At 68.2% G+C, this 19041-nt stretch carries 18 protein-coding genes; 7 read left to right on the top strand and 11 right to left on the bottom strand.

Annotation, left to right across the window (positions count from 1 at the left end):
• Positions 1–235 precede the first annotated feature (235 nt).
• Positions 236–1186, top strand: a complete 951-nt coding sequence (locus BJ988_RS13700; RefSeq protein WP_179658499.1) for an ATP-binding protein — start codon at positions 236–238, stop codon at positions 1184–1186.
• Positions 1187–1193: 7 nt separating this feature from the next.
• Here the strand turns inward: BJ988_RS13700 and BJ988_RS13695 are convergent, their stop codons facing one another.
• Genes BJ988_RS13695 through BJ988_RS13685 form a run of 3 tightly spaced genes read right to left on the bottom strand, consistent with a single transcriptional unit; the run spans position 1194 to position 3313 of the window.
• Positions 1194–2015: an alpha/beta fold hydrolase gene (locus BJ988_RS13695; protein ID WP_179658498.1), complete on the bottom strand. Its 822-nt coding sequence runs from the start codon at positions 2013–2015 to the stop codon at positions 1194–1196.
• On the bottom strand, positions 2012–3064 hold the full coding sequence (locus BJ988_RS13690; protein WP_179658497.1) for an alpha/beta fold hydrolase: 1053 nt from the start codon (positions 3062–3064) through the stop codon (positions 2012–2014). Before BJ988_RS13690 ends, BJ988_RS13695 begins: the two co-directional genes overlap by 4 nt.
• A gap of 54 nt (positions 3065–3118) precedes the next feature.
• Positions 3119–3313, bottom strand: a complete 195-nt coding sequence (locus tag BJ988_RS13685) for a hypothetical protein (RefSeq protein ID WP_179658496.1) — start codon at positions 3311–3313, stop codon at positions 3119–3121.
• Positions 3314–3339: 26 nt separating this feature from the next.
• Between BJ988_RS13685 and BJ988_RS13680 the strand changes: the two genes are divergently transcribed.
• Together BJ988_RS13680 and BJ988_RS31570 are read left to right on the top strand one after the other, a co-directional pair.
• Entirely contained in the window at positions 3340–3888 is a 549-nt protein-coding gene (locus BJ988_RS13680) for a CGNR zinc finger domain-containing protein (RefSeq protein ID WP_179658495.1), read from the top strand.
• 168 nt (positions 3889–4056) lie between these two features.
• Positions 4057–4998, top strand: coding sequence for a glycosyltransferase family 2 protein (locus BJ988_RS31570; RefSeq protein ID WP_425490856.1), 942 nt, complete (start codon positions 4057–4059; stop codon positions 4996–4998).
• A 132-nt stretch (positions 4999–5130) separates the two neighbouring features.
• Here BJ988_RS31570 and BJ988_RS13670 read toward each other — a convergent pair whose 3' ends face one another.
• Positions 5131–5682, bottom strand: coding sequence for a hypothetical protein (locus tag BJ988_RS13670; protein ID WP_179658494.1), 552 nt, complete (start codon positions 5680–5682; stop codon positions 5131–5133).
• 97 nt (positions 5683–5779) lie between these two features.
• Between BJ988_RS13670 and BJ988_RS13665 the strand changes: the two genes are divergently transcribed.
• The gene (locus BJ988_RS13665; RefSeq protein ID WP_179658493.1) at positions 5780–6850 is read left to right on the top strand and encodes a glycerophosphodiester phosphodiesterase family protein; all 1071 of its coding nucleotides are present in this window, start codon (positions 5780–5782) and stop codon (positions 6848–6850) included.
• 34 nt (positions 6851–6884) lie between these two features.
• Here BJ988_RS13665 and BJ988_RS13660 read toward each other — a convergent pair whose 3' ends face one another.
• From BJ988_RS13660 to BJ988_RS13635, 6 genes are all read right to left on the bottom strand, one after another.
• Positions 6885–7616: a ZIP family metal transporter gene (locus BJ988_RS13660; RefSeq protein WP_179658492.1), complete on the bottom strand. Its 732-nt coding sequence runs from the start codon at positions 7614–7616 to the stop codon at positions 6885–6887.
• A 252-nt stretch (positions 7617–7868) separates the two neighbouring features.
• On the bottom strand, positions 7869–8618 hold the full coding sequence (locus tag BJ988_RS13655; protein ID WP_179658491.1) for a peptidoglycan-binding protein: 750 nt from the start codon (positions 8616–8618) through the stop codon (positions 7869–7871).
• A gap of 100 nt (positions 8619–8718) precedes the next feature.
• Complete coding sequence (locus BJ988_RS13650; protein WP_179658490.1) at positions 8719–9048, bottom strand: DUF202 domain-containing protein; 330 nt, start codon at positions 9046–9048, stop codon at positions 8719–8721.
• Positions 9045–9416: a YidH family protein gene (locus BJ988_RS13645; RefSeq protein ID WP_179658489.1), complete on the bottom strand. Its 372-nt coding sequence runs from the start codon at positions 9414–9416 to the stop codon at positions 9045–9047. Before BJ988_RS13645 ends, BJ988_RS13650 begins: the two co-directional genes overlap by 4 nt.
• A gap of 57 nt (positions 9417–9473) precedes the next feature.
• Complete coding sequence (locus BJ988_RS13640; RefSeq protein WP_179658488.1) at positions 9474–11837, bottom strand: sulfatase-like hydrolase/transferase; 2364 nt, start codon at positions 11835–11837, stop codon at positions 9474–9476.
• Between the two features lie 171 nt (positions 11838–12008).
• Entirely contained in the window at positions 12009–12914 is a 906-nt protein-coding gene (locus BJ988_RS13635) for a LysR family transcriptional regulator (protein ID WP_179658487.1), read from the bottom strand.
• A gap of 308 nt (positions 12915–13222) precedes the next feature.
• On the opposite strand from BJ988_RS13635, the gene BJ988_RS13630 reads away from it, so the two are divergent.
• Both BJ988_RS13630 and BJ988_RS13625 read left to right on the top strand, forming a co-directional pair.
• Complete coding sequence (locus BJ988_RS13630) at positions 13223–15067, top strand: BCCT family transporter (protein WP_218860847.1); 1845 nt, start codon at positions 13223–13225, stop codon at positions 15065–15067.
• Between the two features lie 130 nt (positions 15068–15197).
• A complete protein-coding gene (locus tag BJ988_RS13625; protein WP_179661495.1) occupies positions 15198–15842 on the top strand; it encodes a low temperature requirement protein A in 645 nt (214 codons plus the stop codon).
• A 52-nt stretch (positions 15843–15894) separates the two neighbouring features.
• Here BJ988_RS13625 and BJ988_RS13620 read toward each other — a convergent pair whose 3' ends face one another.
• Positions 15895–17544 carry a PucR family transcriptional regulator gene (locus BJ988_RS13620; RefSeq protein WP_179658485.1) on the bottom strand — a complete coding sequence of 550 codons (1650 nt, stop codon included), beginning with the start codon at positions 17542–17544 and terminating at the stop codon, positions 15895–15897.
• A 329-nt stretch (positions 17545–17873) separates the two neighbouring features.
• Between BJ988_RS13620 and BJ988_RS13615 the strand changes: the two genes are divergently transcribed.
• Positions 17874–19040, top strand: coding sequence for a glutathione-independent formaldehyde dehydrogenase (locus tag BJ988_RS13615; RefSeq protein WP_179658484.1), 1167 nt, complete (start codon positions 17874–17876; stop codon positions 19038–19040).
• The last annotated feature ends 1 nt before the right edge of the window (position 19041 follow it).

Genomic DNA, 19041 nt, shown 5'->3' with positions numbered 1-19041 from the left:
CAATGGGGGTATCACCTTATACGGGTGGAGGGTATCAAACGAATCGGCCGATACGAGGGACACAAGCGATGGATCTCCAACTCACCGGTGGCCGGCGTGATCACGGTGCTCGCACGTACCCGTGAAGTGGGTCATCGCCCGCCACCTGCTCGGGCGAGACATCGCTGGTTGATCGACCGGTCGCCTTCTGGCGATCAGCGGTGACGTCAGGGGCGATCGGGGGCACACTGGCCCCATGATGTCCGTGTCCGACAGAGGCCGTCCTGAGCTGCGGGTGCGCCTCGCCGCTGAGGCGGCCAGCGTGCCCGGGGCGCGCAGGTTCGTCACGGACGGGCTTCTGGAGTGGGGACGCGCGCACCTGGTCGACGACGCGGCCATGTGCATCACCGAGATGGCGGCGAACTCGGCCCTGCACAGCGGCAGCCCCTACATGCAGGTCCGTATGCACGATCTCGAGCCGGCGGTGAGGGTCAGCGTCGAGGACGACGGCGCGCTGGTCCCGGTCCAAGCGGTTGCTCCGCCTCCTGTCGAGAGTCGGGGCACCACCGGGCGCGGGCTGGCCATCGTGTCGGTGCTGGCGAAGTCCTGGGGGATCGAGGAGCGCGTCGACGGGCGGCGCATCTGGGCCGACCTCGTCGGTGACGGCGTCGAGCACGACGTACGGCCTCCCACGGTGGAGTACGGCGATCAGGTGGTGCCGGAGTCGTCCGCCGTCCCGGCGGACTGGGTCACCGTGCGGTTGCCCCGCTGCCCGGTCCAGCTCGGGCTCCAGATCGACCAGCGCCTCGACGACCTGGTCCGTGAGCTCCAGCTCATCGACTCCGAAGAGGGTCCGACCCCGCCGCGGGAGCTCGGTCAGCTCATCGAGCGGTTGGTCGCCCGACCGGCCTTCGCGCGTCACCTGGGTCGGCGTACCGCCTTGGACGCGGCTGCTGCGGGGCTGGAGTACGTCGACATCGAGATGACCCTTCCCCGCGAGATGGCCCCCGTGGTCCGTGAGCTGATGGCCGCGGACAACCTGGCCGACGCGATCAGCGAGACCCACCAGCTGCTCACCCTGCGATCCACACCGGAGATGGTCTCGCTGCGAACCTGGTTCACCGAGAGCATCGTCGGCCAGGCGAAGAACGACGCCGAGCCCGTGCCGTACGACGAATGGCTGCGGGCCAGAGGCGGCACAGGGTGACGGTGGGTCAGGCCAGGACGCTGGCGATCGCCTCGGCACCGCGCCGGGACATCACGATGGTGTAGTGGTTGACGCTCTCGACAGGAACCATCTCCACCTGGGGAAAAACCTGTGCCAGCTGCTCGACGGTCGCGGGAGCGTAGAGGCCGGGCGGGTCGTCGACGAACCCGCGAGGTGCGTGCAGGAACGTCGCGGCAGGAAGGTGCGCCAGCGCGTGCCCGAGGACCGGACCGCTCTCGATGTCGGCCTGATCGGCGAGGACCGCTTCGAGCGATGCGGAGGAGCCGTACGCCCCTGGCGACCGCTCCACGGCGTCGTACGTCGCGTAGGCGCGGGCCTCGGGAGACCAGTCGTGGGAGAAGGCCGGGTGCTGCTGGAAGAGAGCGACGTACTCGTCCGGTGAGCTGTACGTCGCCCCCAGCCGGGCCTTGATCAGCTCGACCGCGGCACGAGTGGTCTCCAGCTCGGTCGGCGCGAACGGGAGCCCGCCGTCGACCAGCACCAGCCGGCCGACCAGATCGGGGTGTCGTTGCGCGAGGACCACTGCGATGAACCCGCCCATGGAGTGGCCGACCACGTCGGCGGGACCGTCGGGGGTGACCTCCCGGATCAGCGCGGCGACGTCGTCCGCGTGGGCTGCGAGCCCGTACGGGGCCGGCAGCATGCGCGACCCACCACGTCCGCGGAGGTCCGGTGCGACCACGCGACGGTCGAGGAGCGCTGCGGCGAGGAAAGGCCACGCCAGGTGGGTGGCGGTGATCCCGTGGATCGCGATGACGACGGGCTGTTCGGACCGGGGACCCCACGTCCGGACGGTCAGCTCACTCATGCGTCGAGGCGTGCGGCGATCGCATCGGCCACGGCCTGGGGATCCTCGAGCGGGATCCCGTGACCGACACCGTCGAGCACGATCTCCTCGTAGGACCCGCCGTTGGCCTGGTAGCGGTCGAGAACAGCACGCAGCTGGCTCTCCATCGGCTGGGGCGGCATCACCTCGGCGCCCGGCCACCCGGGCACCGCGCCCATCTCCCCGAGGGTGGCGAGATCGAACATCGAGCGGTCGGACACCACCTGGTCCTCGGACGCCCGGAGCCAGGTGATCGGGACGCCGTTCTGGAGATCGCCGAGGGCCGAGGTGTCGAAGAACTTCGGCGACATCGCGTTCATGATGCCGCGCGTGCCCGGTGCGACCGAGGGCCAGCTCTGCGACGGCGTCGCGTCACCCGGGTAGCTGTCGTCGCCCACGGTGGTCTTGAGCAGCTCGTCGACGAGGAAGTCCTCGTCGACGGCGGCGGCGTTCCGGCCCGGGCCGAAGTAGGTCATCAGGACCGTCCTCGGGGCGCTCTGAGGATCGGCGCTCGTGGCGTCGCGCTCGGCGAGGCGGCGTACGAAGTCCGGAGCCGCGGTCCCACCGCCGGTGCCGGCGAAGTCGTCGGTGCAGGGCTCACCGTCTTCACCTCTGGTCCCGCCGAAGCCGTACGGCGACAGCGGCGCCACCAGCGTGACCGAGGCGAAGTCGTCCGGCCAGGAGAGGAGGTGCTGCTGCAGGACGCCGCCGCCCATCGACCACCCCGCCGCGTGCACCACGCCTCTGTCCGCAAGCCCCAGCGTCTCGAGCAGTCCCCGGATGTCGTCAGCCAGGTCGGCGAGCCCACGGGTGGCGTCGACAGGCTTCGCCTCGGTGTCGCCGAAGCTGCGCAGATCCGGCGCGATCACGCGGACGTTGCCAGGAAGGGCCTCCGCGACGTACTTCCAGAAGCCGCCCGTCGTGATGTTGCCGTGCATCAGGAGCACGGGGATGCCGTCTTCGGGACCCGAGGTCCATACGTTCATGCGCAGGCGTGGCGTCACGACGGTCTCGGCTCGGAAGTGGCTCATGTGCCGTGTCTACCAGCGGTTCGTACGCCGCGTCGCCGTTCTTCAACAGTTCTGTCATCCGCAGTCGCGGCTCAGCGACTGCGGTGGCAGGAGCGGGTGGGGTTGGAGGTCCACACGGCGTACGCCGCAGCGGGTGCAGCGTACGTAGAGGACTCGGCCCTCCGACGTCTGATGGCTGGACTCGGTGAGCCAGCCGTGCTCGTGGGCGGCGTCCGCGCGCGGGGACTGCTCTGTTGCGGTGTCCGTCATGGTCACCACCCTGGTGTAATGGTCTTATGCATCTCAACCCTTACGGCGAGTACGCCGTGCTCATGGCTGCCTCGCTCGCCGACGACTGGCCCGAGGACCGGGCCGGCATCGAGGCTCGGACCAGGGAGTTCGGCATGACGATGGACTTCGCCGAGGCCCCAGACGACCATCGACGAACCCGCGGGGTGATCGACGAGTGGCTTCGTATCGTCGATGCGGACGAGCCGGGGGAGCGGGCACGGTTGCTCAACGACCTGATGGCGGAGGCGACGGCCTATCCGCGGCTGACCGACCATGGGCGGGAGGGGTGGCACATCCATTACCGGGACGAGGCCAACGACTCGCTTCCCGACGTGCTGCGAGCGGTGATCAGCGTCGGCACGGCGCTGCACCTGACCACTCGGGGCATCCATCGCCTGAGCCGGTGCGCCGCGGGGCAGATGGAGGGGGACCCATGCGTCGCTGTGGTCGTTGACGTCACTCGCAACGGACGGCAGCGCTATTGCTCGGTCCGCTGCGCCAACCGGGCTGCGGTACGCCGGCACCGAGCCCGCCGCTCTTCGCCTGCCCGCTGAACGGTCGTCGCGTGGGCTCGGGCATCGCCGCGGTGCCGGCCGTTCCCAACAGTCTGATCACGCGGCATGCCGGGCAACGGAGGGGGTACCGGATCGGCATGGAAGAGACATGGTCGAAGCAACCCGATCAGGTGACTCTCCGCCGGCCCCGCGATCTCGCACCGAGCTGTGAGCCGAGCTGAACGCACGCGCGCGGTGGAGACGCCCGACGTCACCGTCGTGGTGATCACCCGGAACCGTTGGCCCGACCTCAGGGAATCCCTGCCGCGTCACCGCTGCCCGGTCATCCTCTTGGACAACGGATCCGAGGACGGGACGCCCGCGCACGTCCGCGCGTCGTTTCCAGCCATCGACGTGATCGAGCTCGGCAGGAACCTCGGGGCGGTCGCGCGCAACACAGGAGTCGAGCGGGCGACCACACCGTACGTCGCGTTCGCCGACGACGACTCGTGGTGGAGCCCGGGAGCCTGTCGTCGGCCGCATCGATCCTCGACGCGCATCCCCGGCTCGCGGTTCTCGCCGCTCGGGTCCTCGTCGGGGAGGAAGAACGCCCCGACCCGCTCTGCGCCGCCATGGAGGCCTCGCCGCTCGGGACCGAACCGGACCTGCCCGGTCCGTCCGTCCTTGGATTCCTCGCCTGCGGCTCCGTCGTCCGTCGCGACGCCTTTCTGGCCGCTGGCGGGTTCGACGACGTGGTCTTCTTCGGAGGCGAGGAGGAACGGCTCGCCCTCGATCTTGCGTCGCAGGGCTTGGGGCTCGCGTACGTGGATGCCGTCGTGGCCCGGCACCACCCCTCTCCCGGCCGCGACCGCGCGAGCGGCGTGCGCGCGGGGAACGCAACCGGTTGCTCACCGCCGTGATGTGCCGGCCCTGGCCCGTGGTGGCACGCCACGCGTTGCGGGCCATGCTTCAAGGCGGCCCCGGGCTGCGCGGGGTCCTCCGCGCGGTGCCGGCGCTGCCTCGGGCGCTGAGGGCAAGGCGACCAGTGGACCGCCAGGTGGAGGCGGCTCGCGGCTCATCGACACCACGCCCTCCCTCGAGGCGGCGAGTCGTCGGCCGGATCCGGCGGCTGCCCGTGCTCGGTCGAAAGCCAGCGCTGCTGACCCGTGACCGGCCTAGCGCGTGGAGCCCGATGCTGAGCTCGTCAGTGCGACCGGCGTTGCAGAGCCATCAACAGCGCGCCCCGCCCAGCGTCCCCCACGGACCCAGGCGAGGTGGCCTTCCGGGCCGCGGCGGGCAGGTTCACAGGGCCACCTCCGCGGGCCGGGTCGGGGTGGGGCAGACGACCTGCCCGCGCAGGCGCCACACGAGCGTTCCTCCGGTCAGAAGCAGTGCTCCGATCGCCAGGAACGGCTGCGCGGGCGCGAACCAGGTGATCGCACCCGAGTAACCGAGTGCCAGCAGCGCAAGCTTGTTGCAGACCGGACAGCCGACCGCGAACCACGCCAGGACGCCTCCGGCGATGCCGAAGCGGCTGCTTCGCCGCTCCGAGCGTTCGTCCACGGTGTCTGGGTCGGTGGTGCTGGCGTCAGACCCGACGACGTAGGTCGCCACGAGCATCCCCGACAACAGCGACGTGGCCACCCAGACGGGGTAGTTCCACCACACCGGCGCGATCTCGCGGCTGAAGATCGGGTTGGGGATCAACACCGTCGCTACGCCCAGCAACAAAGCGAACCCGAGGGCGGTGGCGGCAGCCGTCGCCACCTGTAGGGGCGTCCAGGTGCGCAGGCCGTCTGCCGCCTGTCCGACTGCCTTGCACCACGACGACACAGCTGCCTGGACTGACCTCATGGCTCCAGCATTCCCGATAGCCGACCATGATCCATAGCTGACCTGGCAGTTGTCGGTTCCGGCCGCGCCGGCCGGGTGTGGCCGCTACCTTGTGCGCATGCACGCCCGGCTGCCCCTCGGCATCACCCTCGTCTCCCTGCTCGTCGGCCCACTGCTGACGGTCACCTCGGCCGCTGCCGAGCCCGCTCCGAACCCATGGTTGGAGCACCGGGTCATGAACATGGCGCATTCGGGCGGTGAGGACGAGGCGCCGACGAACACGATGTACGCCTTCAAACGGGCCGCCTCGATCGGCTCCGACATGCTCGAGCTGGATGTCCAGTCCACCGCTGATGATGAGCTCGTCGTGATCCACGACGCCGACGTCAAGCGCACCACCAACGGCACCGGGCTGGTCGAGGACCTGACGCTCGAGCAGGTGCAGGGGCTCGACGCGGCCTACTGGTTCGTGCCCGGGCGGAACACCGTGCAGGGTCTGCCCGAGACGACCGGAGCGAGGTCGAGCGGCGTGCTTGCTCGTCCGCTCGCGCCGAGCGAGGGAGTGACCGCGCGAAGCGCGGACTCCGCCTATCCGCTGCGCGGTGCCCGGCACGGCAAGAAGGTCCCTGGCTACAAGAACAAGGACTTCCGGGTCCCGACGCTGGCCGAGGTGTTCCGCGAGTTCCCCGACACCCCGATCAACATCGAGATCAAGGGCACCGCCGACTCCGACCTCGCGTCATTCAAGCGTACGGGGCGCCTGCTGGCCGACTTCTTGAACAAGTCGGGGCGCACCGATGTCATCGTCGCCTCGTTCAACGACGCAGCCCTCGTCGACTTTCACGCGCGGGCACCGCAGATCGGCCTCGCGCCCGGCATGGCAGGCATGATGGCGTACTTCCTGGCGGGGGTGAAGCCGATCGACGGGACCGTCGCCTTCCAGGTGCCGGTGCAGTTCCAAGGCATTCCGGTCGCCACCCGTGCGTTCGTGGAGCGGGCACATGCCGATGGTTATGCCGTGCACGTGTGGTTCAGTGGCTCGGCACCCGATGACGCCGCGACGTACTCACGGATGATCGACGCCTGCCTCGATGGCCTCATGCCTGCGAAGCCGTCCGTCCTCGAGACCGTCCTCGACGAGCGCGGCATCGAGCGCCCCGGTCGTCCTGGCCTCGATCCCTGCGCCTGACTCGTCTCGCTGCGAGCGATCGTCCGCGGTGTGGTCACTCCAAGGCACTGATCCCGAACGCCACCGCGAAGCCCAGCGTGGTCACCAGACCGACTACCCGGCCACCATGCTCGAACGCCTCCGGCATCATCGTGTCCGCAAGCATGGTCAGGATCGCACCCGCTGCGAACGCGAGCACGAAGGCGATCGTCGTGTCCGATGCGTCGGCGAACGCGGTCGCGCCCACCTGCGCGGCAATGCCGCTGATCACGGTGACGAACACCCAGAGTCCCATCACCCGGCCGCGAGACCAGCCCGCTTGCGACAGGCCGACAGTCGCGGCGATCGCCTCAGGAAGATTGGAGAGGAAGACCGCTGCGAGCAGAGCGATGCTCACGGAGCCTTCCGAGAGCACGGTGAGCCCGAGCGTCATCGACTCCGGGATCCCATCGAGAACGATCCCCAGTACGATCGCGAGTCCGGAACCTGTGGCCTGCGCCCCCGAGACGCTCTTACGGCGGTCGCCTCCGAGTCGGTCGATCAACCAGTCGCCGCAGAAGAATGCCAACGAGCCGGCAAGCAGGCCGAGCGCGAGCGCGCCTGTGCCCTTCGCCGTCTCGAAAGCCTCTTCGACGAGCTCATAGGCGATGGCGCTCATCAGCACTCCGGCGCCAAAGGCCATGATGATCCCGACCGCCCTCCGGGGCAGCGTCACCAAGTAGGCGAGCCCGCCGCCCAGGATCAGCGAGGAGCTGGCAAGAAGTCCCCACAGGAGCGCTGCGGTCAACGAAACACACCCCGCTCGATGACGGTCATGAGGCTCAGTATGGCTGGTCCACTGCTCACTGAGCGCGTGCGTCAACGCCGTGTCTGCCGGAGGGGCTCTACTTGGCTGACAGCTCCGCGACGTCCTTTTCGATCCGTGCGGCCCGCTTCTCCGGCGTCTCGACCTCGGAACGGAACATCATGTTCGCGACCTCCTCAGGCAACACGGATCAGTGAGGTTCACGCCAATCGTGGCCAAGGGATGAGTCTGAGTTCACACCACGCGTACGCGGGTCTTGACCTTCGTGAAGTCCCAGACCTCGGCCGCCATCTTGGCGCTGAGGCGAATGCAGCCGTCGGATGTCTTCTCGTCGGTGCCGAGATACCAGTTCGGGTGGATCTGACGACCCGTCCGCATGCTCACCGGCACCCGGTGGAAGGCTACGCCGCAGGGCGCGAACCGGACGAAGTGGTAGAGCCACTGCGTGCCGCTGTAGTTCGTACGTGGGTTGCCGCGCACCGGTCGGCCGCAATAGGAGCCGGTGGTGTACCACTGCTTGTCCAGCCACTCCGCGTCGATCATCCCGCCCTGCGCGCGGATGGACCCGTCGGCGCGCACCAGCCAGACCCAGGCCTGTCGCTGGCTGATCACGATGCGGCGTCCGGTCCCGGTGCTCGCCGGCACCGGCCGTTTGTCACACCGCTTCGCCGTCGACGACAACAGCCGATTCCGCGTGGTGGTCGTGAAGCGACCGCTCGGGTTCAGGCGGTGGCGGGTCTGGAAGCGTACGACGGCCGTTCGGGTGTGATCGTCCACGCGCCCGTCGACGCGGCCGACGTTGCAGCCGAGGCCTGCCAGACGGGTCTCCCACCGCTTGATCGTCGTGGCGGTGGCGGCGTTGCCGGGGCTGACCACCACCACGGCGGCCGTCGCCAGCGCAACAGCGGCGACGAGGGGAAGAATGAGGACGAGGATGGCGCGGCGTGTCCGAGACGCGCCGGCCAGGGTCGTGAAGGTTGGCACCGGGCGAGGCTATGCGACGTTCGCGCTCCGGGCAGCCGCTGTTGCCCGGTTGTTGACTAGATGACGCGGACGCGGGTGGGCCGCACTCACCGAATCGTGGCTAGTCGATGAGGAGCCAGAGCAGGTGCGCCGAGAGCGCGGTGGTTGCGGCACTCAGAGCGACCACGGCGCGGAGCGGTGGTCGTGACTGCTGGATGTGCATACTTCGTACGTCGCGGTGGTAGCGCGTGGTGGTCGAGCACGCGATCGCGACTGCGACCGTGAGGTAGGCGGCGGCGGAGACGATGCCTACCGGGCCCAGCTGTGGAGCTGCCTTCAAGCAGATGGTGGCGACGACCAGGTAGCCGAGGACGGTTCGTGACCAGGCCAGGCTGGTTCGTTCTGGCTGGAGACCGGGGTCTCGCGGTGGGGTTCGGTCCGTGGGCGTCACAGCATGAGCACCAGGAAGCTGCCGGCTCCCGCCAGCACGACGAGCGCGAGCATGGGTACGAGCGGCGACAGCGGGAGTGGACGGCCCCTACGCAGAGCGCGCTCCACCGTCAACCAGCGCACCGCGGCCCCGATGCTGACAGCAGTCCCTGCCAGCAGCAGGAGTACGACCACGGGTTGCCGGACGCCGGACGGCCACTGCTCGGCCATCAGGGTCTCGGTCGCCACTGCCGCCGCGACGACCGCGAGCGCGGTGCGGATCCAGGCCAGGAAGGTGCGTTCGTTGGCCAGGGTGAACCGGGGGTCCGGCTCGACGTCACCTCCGAGCAGGAGACTGCGGACATCGCGGCGGCTGTTGCTCGATCTCATCGTGGTCGTTCATCCTTCGCGCAGCTCACCTCGTCGGGGCCCCTGAGGGTTGTGTCCTCAATGGGAGGTGAAGACGCGTTGGCGGCGCTGCGCCTCGGCGTCGGCATCGTCGGGTGCGGCTGGGCCGTCGAGGTCGATCCGCACGGTGTGCACGGTGCCAGTGAAGGCGTTGTCGACCGCGGCGTACTCGTCGCTGACGGGGGTGCCGAGGTCGACCCCGATGTCCAGCGTCTCGTCGAAGGAGAAGTAGTAGGCGATCGTCCGCTCCACCCGCCCCTGGGCGACCTTGACGCCGTCGACCATCAGGATGACGTCGCCGCCGAGGCCGTGTCCGTCGCCGTCGTAGTGGAACTCCATCCGGATCTGGTGACGTCCGGGGGACAGCGGCTCCTCGGCGCCGACCGTGAAGTGGGTCAGGTCGAAGTAGCTGTAGTCGTAGCGGACCCTGCCCTCGACGCAGTACAGAGACCAGCCTCCGAACCGGCCGCCCTGGGCCACGACGACTCCGGCGGCGCCGGTCGCGGGCACCTCGACGTCGGCGGTGATGCTGTGGGAGCGGTTCTTGACGTTGGGTGTGGTCTCCTCGGTGAAGCGCCGCATGCCACCGCGGTAGGTGACCGAACGGCGATCGCCGATCAGGTCGACGCGTCCAGCCAACGTGGGGTTCTCGCGCTCGGTCACCCGGGGATCGAGCGGGAACACCTGGTGCTTCGCGGCCTCGATGAGGAACAGCTCCTGCAGCTCGCGCAGCCGCTCCGGGTGCTCCGCGGCCAGGTCATGGGCCTGAGAGAAGTCGGTGTCGACGTGGTAGAGCTCCCAGACGTCATCGCTGAACCGCCGTCCTCCCTCCGCGACCATCTCCCACGGGATCCCGTGCCGGGTCACCGCCATCCAGCCCTCGTGGTAGATCCCGCGGTTGCCGCACATCTCGAAGTACTGCGTACGCCGCCGCCCGGTCGCGTCGGACGCGTCGAAGGTGTAGCGCATGCTCGTCCCCTCGACCGGCTGCTGCGCGACGCCCGCGACCGAGGCCGGCTGCGGGACGCCAGCACAGTCGAGGACTGTCGGCAGGATGTCGATGACGTGGTGGAACTGGTCCCGGACGCCACCGCCGTCCGCGATCCCCTCGGGCCAGTGCACGATCAGGCCGTCCCGGGTTCCTCCGAAGTGGGAGGCGACCTGCTTGGTCCACTGGAACGGGGTATTGAGCGCCAGCGCCCATCCGACCGGCGCGATCGGGTAGGTCTCCGGGCCGCCGATCCGGTCCAGGTCCGCGATCATCTCCTCGGGGTCGTCCACGAGGCCGTGGCCGAGCCGATGCTCGACCGTGGTGCCCTCGATGCCACCTTCACCCGATGCGCCGTTGTCTCCGAGCAGGTAGACGAACAGTGTGTTGTCCATCTCCCCGAGCTCCTCGAGCGCGGCGACGAACCGCCCGACCTGCTGGTCGGCGTGCTCGGTGAACCCGGCGAAGGTCTCCATGAACCGAGCCGAAAGCGCACGCTGCGTCTCGGAGAGCTCGTCCCAGTGAGGTACGCCGTCGGCCCAGCGTGCCAGCTCGGCCTCGGCCGGTGCCACGCCGAGCCGCTTCTGCTCGGCCAGCGTGCGCTCGCGCTGCTCGTCCCAGCCGTGGTCGAACCGACCCTGATACCTCTCCCGCCACTCCGGTGCCACGTGCAGCGGCGCGTGCGAGGCGCCGAGAGCGAGGTAGGTGAAGAACGGTCGGTCCGGGGTCAGGGTGCGCTGCGTCCGCACCCACTCGATCGCCCGGTCGGCGAGGTCCTCCGAGAGGTGATACCCGTCCTCGGGCCGCCGGTCCGGCTCGACCGGCGTCGTGCCTTCGTACAGCAGCGGGTACCAGTGGTTCATCTCCGCACCCATGAACCCGTAGAAGGTGTCGAACCCCTCGCCGGTCGGCCACCGGTCGAACGGGCCCACCGCGCTGATCTCGCGCGGCGGGGTCTGGTGCCACTTGCCGAAGGCCGCGGTGCTGTAGCCGTTGCCCTGCAGGATCTGGGCGATCGTCGCCGCGGACTGAGGCCGGAACCCGTTGTAGCCGGGTGCCGACGTGGCCATCTCGGTGGTGCCGCCCATCCCGACGGAATGGTGGTTCCGGCCGGTCATCAGGGCCTGGCGGGTCGGCGAGCACAGGGCGGTCACATGGAAGCGGGAGTAGCGCAGGCCACGCTCGGCCAGCGTCTCGGCTGTCGGCATCGCGCACGGGCCACCGAACGCGCTGGACGTGCCATAGCCCAGGTCGTCCATGACGACGATCACGACGTTCGGTGCCCCCGACGGAGGCGCGGTCGGACGCACGGGTTCGAAGGCGGCGGTCTGATCCTCGATACCAAGGGCGGTGGCGACGACCTGTGCCTGGTCGGGCTCGGGCAGTACGTGCCGGTCGGCGTTGAAGAAGGTCACGATGGAATCTCCTCGGAGGCTGGTTGGGCCGAGTCTGTGCCAGTCCGCTCGACCCTTCGAGTGTCGGTCCAGGACGCTCGCGGCAGCAACGGCGAGTGGGCTAGGTCAGCGATAGCCGCTTGCTATGCCTTAGGGGCACAGAGTGGCGGGGCGAGGGCGCCGGCTCGGTCGCTAGGTCTCGGCCGATCCGGCTTTGACGCAGAAGTCGACGAAGCCCAAGGCCAGGTCGCTGGCCCTGCGCTTGCGCCAGATCACGTGTACCGACCGGCGAAGTGGCGGGTCGAGCGGTTGCACTCGAGCTCCCTTGACGGCGGCATCCTCGGCCATCGCCTGCGGGAGCACGGCGGCGCCCGCTCCGGACAGGACCAGGGGTGCCACCGCGGCGAGGTGAGCCGTTTCGACGGCTACGTCCGTCGAGAGCCCCGCGCCCAGGAGTGGTTCGGCGACGATGCCCCGGAGCACGGTGCCGTCGGGCGTACACACCAGGCCCCGTTCCGAGAGATCGCCGATCGTGATGGATTCCGTGTCGGCGCTGCCGTCCGTCGGAGTCGATGTGGCGTCTGGCGGGGATACGGCCATCATCTCGAGGTCGGCCAGCCACTGGCTCTCCAGAGTTCCGCCAGGAGGGGTCCCGTCGACGAGACCGAGCTCCGCGCCGCCCATTCGCACCGTCTCCAGCACGTCACCGTGCCATACCGGGTCGGCCACGGTGACCTGGACGCGGGGATGCAGCTCGCGAAATTCGCCGACCAGCCGTGCCAGTGGTTCGACGGCCCACAGCGTGTTCGTGATGATGGACAGGCGACCGAACCCGGCCTGTGACACGGCGCGCACCGCGCCACGTGCCACGTCGAACGATCGCAGGGACCGCCTGGCCGGTTCGAGCAGCGCCTCGCCGGCTGGAGTGAGTCGGACGCCCCGGCCGTGTCGATCGAAGAGGCGGGTGTCGAGATCTCGCTCGAGCCAGCCGATGGCGTTGGACAGCGACGGCTGGGCGATGGACAGTGCTTGGGCCGCCCGGGTGAAGCTCCCCAACTCGGCTACCGTCACGAAATATTCGAGGTGGCGCCTGTCCATGCGTGGAGCATAGTGCGTCGACGCGACGGGCGGTCCGAGCGTGATGGAGACGGGAGCGGGTCCATTGCCGGCGCCTATGGCTGCGATAGCCAATCGAGGGGTTCGCCTGGGCGGATTCGTTGAGATCCTGTTCGAACCGAAGCGCAGGCATCGTATCCAGCCAGATCTACGGGATGGCGACAACGGGCCCGCTGAACCTGAGGGGTCGAGCTGTGGACGAGAAGCAAACTTCTGACCAGGCGCGTCACGCGGACGATGGAAGACGCACCCGTCGCAGAGTCGGAGGGTCGTTGGGGAGGATCGATCCGATGCGCCCGAAGTATCCCCACGACCGGCATCCAGCCCTGGTCCCGGGCATCTCCATCGACGAGCAACGGCGGCGCTACAGCGTCGACAAGCTCGTCTTCGCGATCGCCGGAGGGCTCACGGTCGCCTTCGTCATCTGGGGCGTCGCGGCGCCGGACAGCGTGGCCTCGGTCGCTCAGACCGCCTTCGACTGGTCCACTCGGAACGTCGGCTGGCTCTTCAACTCGGTTGCCGTCGTGGTGCTCGTCTCGCTGCTGGTCCTGGCCTTCTCGCCCTACGGCAAGATCCCGCTCGGCAAGGACGGCGAGGAAGTGGAGTTCAGCACCTTCGCCTGGGTGGCGATGCTCTTCGCCGCAGGTATCGGGATCGGCGTCATCTTCTTCGGCCCCTCCGAGCCGCTGACCTACTTCACCGACCCACCGCCGCTCACCAACGAGGCGGGGTCGGTCGAGGCGATGCACGGGGCGATGGCGCAGACGTACTTCCACTGGGGGTTCCATGCCTGGGCGATGTACGCGCTCGTCGGTGGTGCCGTGGCGTACTCCGCCTATCGACGCGGCCGGAGCCTGCTGATGTCCTCGATCTTCCGTGATCTCCTCGGGGAGCGGTTCACCGAGGGCTTCGTCGGCAAGCTGATCGACATCCTCGCGATCGTCGCCACCCTCTTCGGCACCGCCGCAGCGCTCGGGATCGCAGCCATGCAGATCGGGACCGGCGTCAGCATCGTCACCGGGGTCGGTCAGCTGACGAACGTCATGGTGGTCGGCATCCTGCTGCTGCTCACCGTGGCGTTCGTGATCTCGGCCGTCTCCGGTGTCGCCCGCGGCATCCGCTATCTCTCGAGCATCAACATCGTGCTGACCGTTGGCGTCGTCGCGCTGATCCTGGCCGCGGGGCCGACCCTGTTCCTGCTGAACTTCCTGCCGTCGGCGCAGCTGGAGTACCTGGGTTCACTTCTCGACCTGATGGGCCGCTCGCTGTCCTGGGGTGAGGAGACCCAGGAGTTCCAATCGACCTGGACCGTGTACTACTGGGCGTGGTGGATCTCCTGGTCGCCGTTCGTCGGCATCTTCATCGCCCGCATCTCCCGGGGACGGACCATCCGGCAGTTCCTTCTCGGCACGATCCTCATCCCTTCCACGCTGCTCTTCGTCGCCTTCGGTGTGATGGGCGGAACTGCGATGTCGATGTCCCAGGACGGCTCGCTCGCCGGCGACCTGACTCCGCCGCAGGTCTTCTTCGCGATGATCGACAACCTGCCGTACCTGGAGTGGCTGCCTTACCTGATCATCGTGGTGCTGGCCATCTTCTTCATCACCTCCGCTGACTCCGCGTCGGTGGTCATGGGGATGCTGTCGACCCGGGGGCACCTGGAGCCGAGCCGCTGGGTGGTCGTCTTCTGGGGACTGGTGATGGCCGGCATCGCTGTGGTGATGCTGCTGCTTGGAGACGCGACCGCCCTGGCAGGCCTGCAGCAGCTGGTGATCGTCACTGCGGTGCCGTTCGCCCTGGTGATGCTCCTGATCATCGTGGCCTGGGTCCGCGACCTCACCACCGACCCCTACACCCTGCGGCACCGCTACGCCGACGCCGCGATCCGCAACGCCGTGCTCCAGGGTGTCGAGAGGTACGGCGACAACTTCGCCATCCAAGTGGTGGAGGCGAGCTGTCCCGAAGAGGGTGCCGGCGCGGAGGTCGACTCCACCGACGAGCGGTACACCGACTGGTACCAGCGCACCGACGAGGAGGGCCATCCGGTCGACTACGACTTCGACTCCGGAAAGTGGGCCGACGGCTTCGACCCGGAGACCGGCGAGATGCCGGCCGTCCGCCCCGACAGTCCCTGAAGAGATAGTACGACCGAGAACGCCCCCGAGCGACCGAAGTCGTTCGAGGGCGTTCTCGCTGTTCAGAGCCCGATGAACTACGCTTCCGCAATCATCGGAGCCCGGATCTAGATGTCGTAGTTGTGACTGACTGACCCATGCTGACCTGTGCAAACGTCGGTGGCTTTCGACCATTTGTACCACGCTTGTAACAGACGCAGGCTCCCGGCACGGGCTGATCATCATCATCGCGCTGGGTGAGGCGATCGTCGGGGTAGGCGCTGGCGCCGAAGCCGCTCTTCCGCGCCCGAGTGTTGTGACGGCCGTCCTCCTCGCCGTGCTGATCGCGGCCGGTCTGTGGTGGTCCTACTTCGGTTATCTGCGCGGCGGTGCCGAACGACGGCTGCGCGGCACCACTGATCGGGAGCGGTCAAGGCTCGCGCGCGACTCCTACAGCTACCTGCATCTGCCGCTCGTGGCCGGGGTGGTGTTCTTCGCTCTCGGGGTGCACGAAGCAGTCGCGGCTCCGGGGGAACCACTCCCCTTGTTGCCGGCCGTCGCCCTGGCCGGTGGCGTCGCGATGTTCTACATCGGCGACGTCGCCTACCGATGGCGCGACCACCACCAGCTCGCCACCGGTCGCCTGGTGGTCGCAGTGGGGGCTGCTTCGCTGATCCCGGTCGCGGTGGTGGCGCCTGCTTTGGCGGCGCTCGCCGGGCTAACCCTCGTCTGCTTGCTGCACACCAGCTGGGAACTCTGGCACCACCCGGCGATCGGCCCGGCCGACGACTCCTGATCGTCCAGTGCCATCGCCGCGCAGACTCTCGCAACTACGGCTTGGGACTACCTCACCGGACGGCGTTTCGCAGGGGCTCGCCGACGGAGACACGGCGCAGTCGCCACGCGCGTGTCGCCAGGTGGAGGTTGAGTTGTGCCTCGACGTCGTTGAGGTCGTGGCCCGAGATCTCGGTGATGCGGCTGATTCGGTAGCGCAGTGTGTTGCGGTGGATGGTGAGCGTCGTTGACGTGTCGGCGTACTTGCCCCCGTGGTCAAGGTAGGCCGCTAGCGTGGGGACGAGCTCGGTGCCGTGGCGACGGTCGTAGCTCAATAGGTCGCCGAGCCAGTCCCTGATGAGGCGCTCGACCTCCTCAGCGTTGCCGTCGAGGGCGAGCAGCCGGTCTACTCCCAAGTCGGCGTAGGCGATGAAGCCATACGGATTGTGGGACTGCTGACGAGCCCTGAGTGCTCGTCGGGCTTGCTCATACGCACGTGGGATCTGTTCCGGCGAGTTGGCCGGCTCCCCCTTGGCGATCACACCGTTGGTGTCGCCGTAGGCGCGCGACAAGTCGTTGAACAAGCGGCCCATGTCGACACCTCGATGGGCGAGGGCGACGACCAGTCCCCGGTTCCGGACGACCAAGCAGGCCAGTCGCTGACGAGCCATGGCCATCCGGAGGTGATCGACGTCGCGGTCGTGCCCGCGGTGACCCCGCTCGGAGGACCATGCGCACACGATCAGGTCGTGCGGAACGCCAAGGTCGTGGCCCTGAGCGGATGCCCGGTCCACGGCAACGTCGGCCGGGAGCCCTTCAAGAAGGTCGTCGAGGAGGTCTCGACTCAGTCGGTTCTCCAGTTCATTCATCGCTACGGCCTTAGCCCTCAGTAGCCCCAGTGCGACGCCCGCGTACCGCAGAGCGAATGATGCGTCGTCTCGGTCTTTGTCCGGTGGCACCTCCAGTTCGATCGTGCCGAGTTCGGGGCGTCCGCCGATGACCTCCTCGAGCGAGGTTCGCTCGAGGACCGGTTGGTACCGGCCGGCAACCGTGATCCGGGTCGTCTCGTGCCCGAATCTGTCCCGCAGCACGACAACGGAGCCAGTGAGCCGGCTGAGTGAGGTGGCCACGTCGAGCTCAGTCCCGGTCGTGGATAGTTGGGCGAACTCCTCAAGCACCCCCTCACGGTGCTGCAGCGCCGCGACGGTGCGCGCCATCTCGTTATTGGCTGCATCGAGTTCGTGGGCACGTCGGCGGTGGCGCTCGTGCACCTGCGCGTCCGCGAGCGCCGTCCCGAGGAGATCGCCCAACCGTTCGATGACGAACAGTTGTTCGGGGTCGGGCCGGGCGAAGCTGCGAAGGACCAGTTGGCCCGGGGCGCCGTTCAAGACCGCCACAGCCGTCGTCGACGTCCAGGAGTCGCCGTTGTCCTGCACGAATACCCGTTCACCGGTTGAGGGGCTCGGTTCCGCCGGCTTCGTTGGCTCCCCGGGGGGCAGGGTGATCCACTCCCGGTCCCGCTGGAAGGTGACGCGAACCAACTGGCAGCCGGTCACCGACTCGACCTCACGCTTCAGGACGTTGATGACCTCGTCCACGTCGTGACGTTGCATCATCGCCATGGACATCACCAGCAGCCCATCGAGGCCGGTGAGGGCACGCCGCAGATCCAGCTCGCCGGTTGGCACCACGGTTCCGGTTGTGGCGGGCTCGCAGACGGTCATCTCTTGATCCCTGGCCGGCCCGCCCAGGATGCCCCTGTGCCGTAGGGACCCCACAGGTCGTCGCGCTGAGCGGCGACGCCTCGGTACATGCAGCACGGATGTATCCCGGGATCCAGTCCGAGTCCGTGAGAGCTCATCGGTCCTCATCAACTCTCGGGGGCAGCGTCGCGCTCACTGTACGCCTTGCCCAGCGCACCCACCCGCGAGGAGTTGTGCACTCGAACCAAATCATGCCCCGGGACTTTGGCCTGGTGCGCCCATGACTTCTTGGTGGTCGGCGACGAGCGTGGACTGCTCGGAGTCACCGACACAACGATTGGAGATTCGCCATGAAGGCTGTCGTCTATCAGGGACCCAAAGATGTCGCGGTCACGGACGTTCCGGACGCCGAGATCGAACGGCCCACCGATGTGCTGGTCAAGGTCACAACGACCAACATCTGCGGCTCGGACCTGCACATGTACGAGGGGCGGACCTCCTTCGAGAAGGGCCGGACGTTCGGCCACGAAAACATGGGAGAGGTGGTGGAGATCGGCAAGGGAGTAGAGAAGATCAAGGTGGGCGACCGGGTCGTGCTGCCCTTCAACATCTCGTGCGGGTTCTGCAAGAACTGCGAGCGCGGGCTCACGAACTACTGCCTGACGACGCAACCTGACCCTTCGGCCGCCGGTGCGGCCTACGGCTTCGCCGAAATGGGCCCGTACGGCGGCGGGCAGGCAGAACTGCTCCGGGTGCCCTTCGGCGACCACAACGCGCTGCGCCTGGGTGAAGACGCGCAGGACAAGGAGAACGACTACGTCATGCTCTCCGACATCTTCCCCACCGGCTACCACGCCACCGAGATGGCCGGCGTGATCCCGGGCGACAGCGTCGTGATCGCCGGGGCCGGCCCCGTGGGACTGATGGCCGCCCTGTCCGCGACGATCAAGGGCGCCGCGAAGGTCATGGTGGTCGATCGCCACCCCGACCGGCTCGCGCTGGCCGAGCAGATCGGAGCGATCGCCATCGACGACTCCAAGGTCGACCCCGTGCAGGCTGTGCTGGACGAGACCATGGGGCTCGGAGCCGACCGTGGCTGCGAGTGTGTCGGCTACCAGGCCCACGACCCGCAGGGGAACGAAGACCCGGCTGCCACCTTGAACATGCTCATCAACTCGGTCCGGTTCACCGGCGGGATCGGCACCGTCGGCGTGTTCGTCCCCGAGGACCCGGGGGCCAAGGGCGAATTGGCCAAGCAGGGCAAGGCGGCCATCGACTTCGGCACCCACTGGTTCAAGGGACAGACCATGGGCAACGGTCAGTGCCCGGTCAAGAAGTACAACCGCCGGCTGCGAGACCTCATCGCGGCTGACAAGGCGAAGCCGTCCTGGATCGTCTCCCACGAGATCTCGCTGGACCAGGCCGCCGACGCCTACAGGAACTTCGACTCCAGGTCTGAGGGCTGGACCAAGGTCGTCATCAAGCCGGGTATGTCCGACGGAAAGAAGGCAAACTGAT

Origin of the sequence: Nocardioides panzhihuensis, assembly GCF_013408335.1 — a bacterium.
Taxonomy (GTDB): Bacteria; Actinomycetota; Actinomycetes; order Propionibacteriales; family Nocardioidaceae; genus Nocardioides; species Nocardioides panzhihuensis.
This window is presented reverse-complemented; position numbering and strand designations above follow the sequence as displayed.

Excerpts from the sequence above, each read along its gene's own strand:
- BJ988_RS13630 (WP_218860847.1), top strand. The coding sequence starts at position 13,223 with ATGCGCCCGAAGTATCCCCACGACCGGCATCCAGCCCTGGTCCCGGGC.
- BJ988_RS13620 (WP_179658485.1), bottom strand. The coding sequence starts at position 17,544 with ATGACCGTCTGCGAGCCCGCCACAACCGGAACCGTGGTGCCAACCGGC.
- BJ988_RS13670 (WP_179658494.1), bottom strand. The coding sequence starts at position 5,682 with ATGAGGTCAGTCCAGGCAGCTGTGTCGTCGTGGTGCAAGGCAGTCGGA.
- BJ988_RS13665 (WP_179658493.1), top strand. The coding sequence starts at position 5,780 with ATGCACGCCCGGCTGCCCCTCGGCATCACCCTCGTCTCCCTGCTCGTC.
- BJ988_RS13635 (WP_179658487.1), bottom strand. The coding sequence starts at position 12,914 with ATGGACAGGCGCCACCTCGAATATTTCGTGACGGTAGCCGAGTTGGGG.
- BJ988_RS13680 (WP_179658495.1), top strand. The coding sequence starts at position 3,340 with ATGCATCTCAACCCTTACGGCGAGTACGCCGTGCTCATGGCTGCCTCG.
- BJ988_RS13695 (WP_179658498.1), bottom strand. The coding sequence starts at position 2,015 with ATGAGTGAGCTGACCGTCCGGACGTGGGGTCCCCGGTCCGAACAGCCC.
- BJ988_RS13700 (WP_179658499.1), top strand. The coding sequence starts at position 236 with ATGATGTCCGTGTCCGACAGAGGCCGTCCTGAGCTGCGGGTGCGCCTC.
- BJ988_RS13690 (WP_179658497.1), bottom strand. The coding sequence starts at position 3,064 with ATGAGCCACTTCCGAGCCGAGACCGTCGTGACGCCACGCCTGCGCATG.
- BJ988_RS13645 (WP_179658489.1), bottom strand. The coding sequence starts at position 9,416 with ATGAGATCGAGCAACAGCCGCCGCGATGTCCGCAGTCTCCTGCTCGGA.
- BJ988_RS13685 (WP_179658496.1), bottom strand. The coding sequence starts at position 3,313 with ATGACGGACACCGCAACAGAGCAGTCCCCGCGCGCGGACGCCGCCCAC.
- BJ988_RS13615 (WP_179658484.1), top strand. The coding sequence starts at position 17,874 with ATGAAGGCTGTCGTCTATCAGGGACCCAAAGATGTCGCGGTCACGGAC.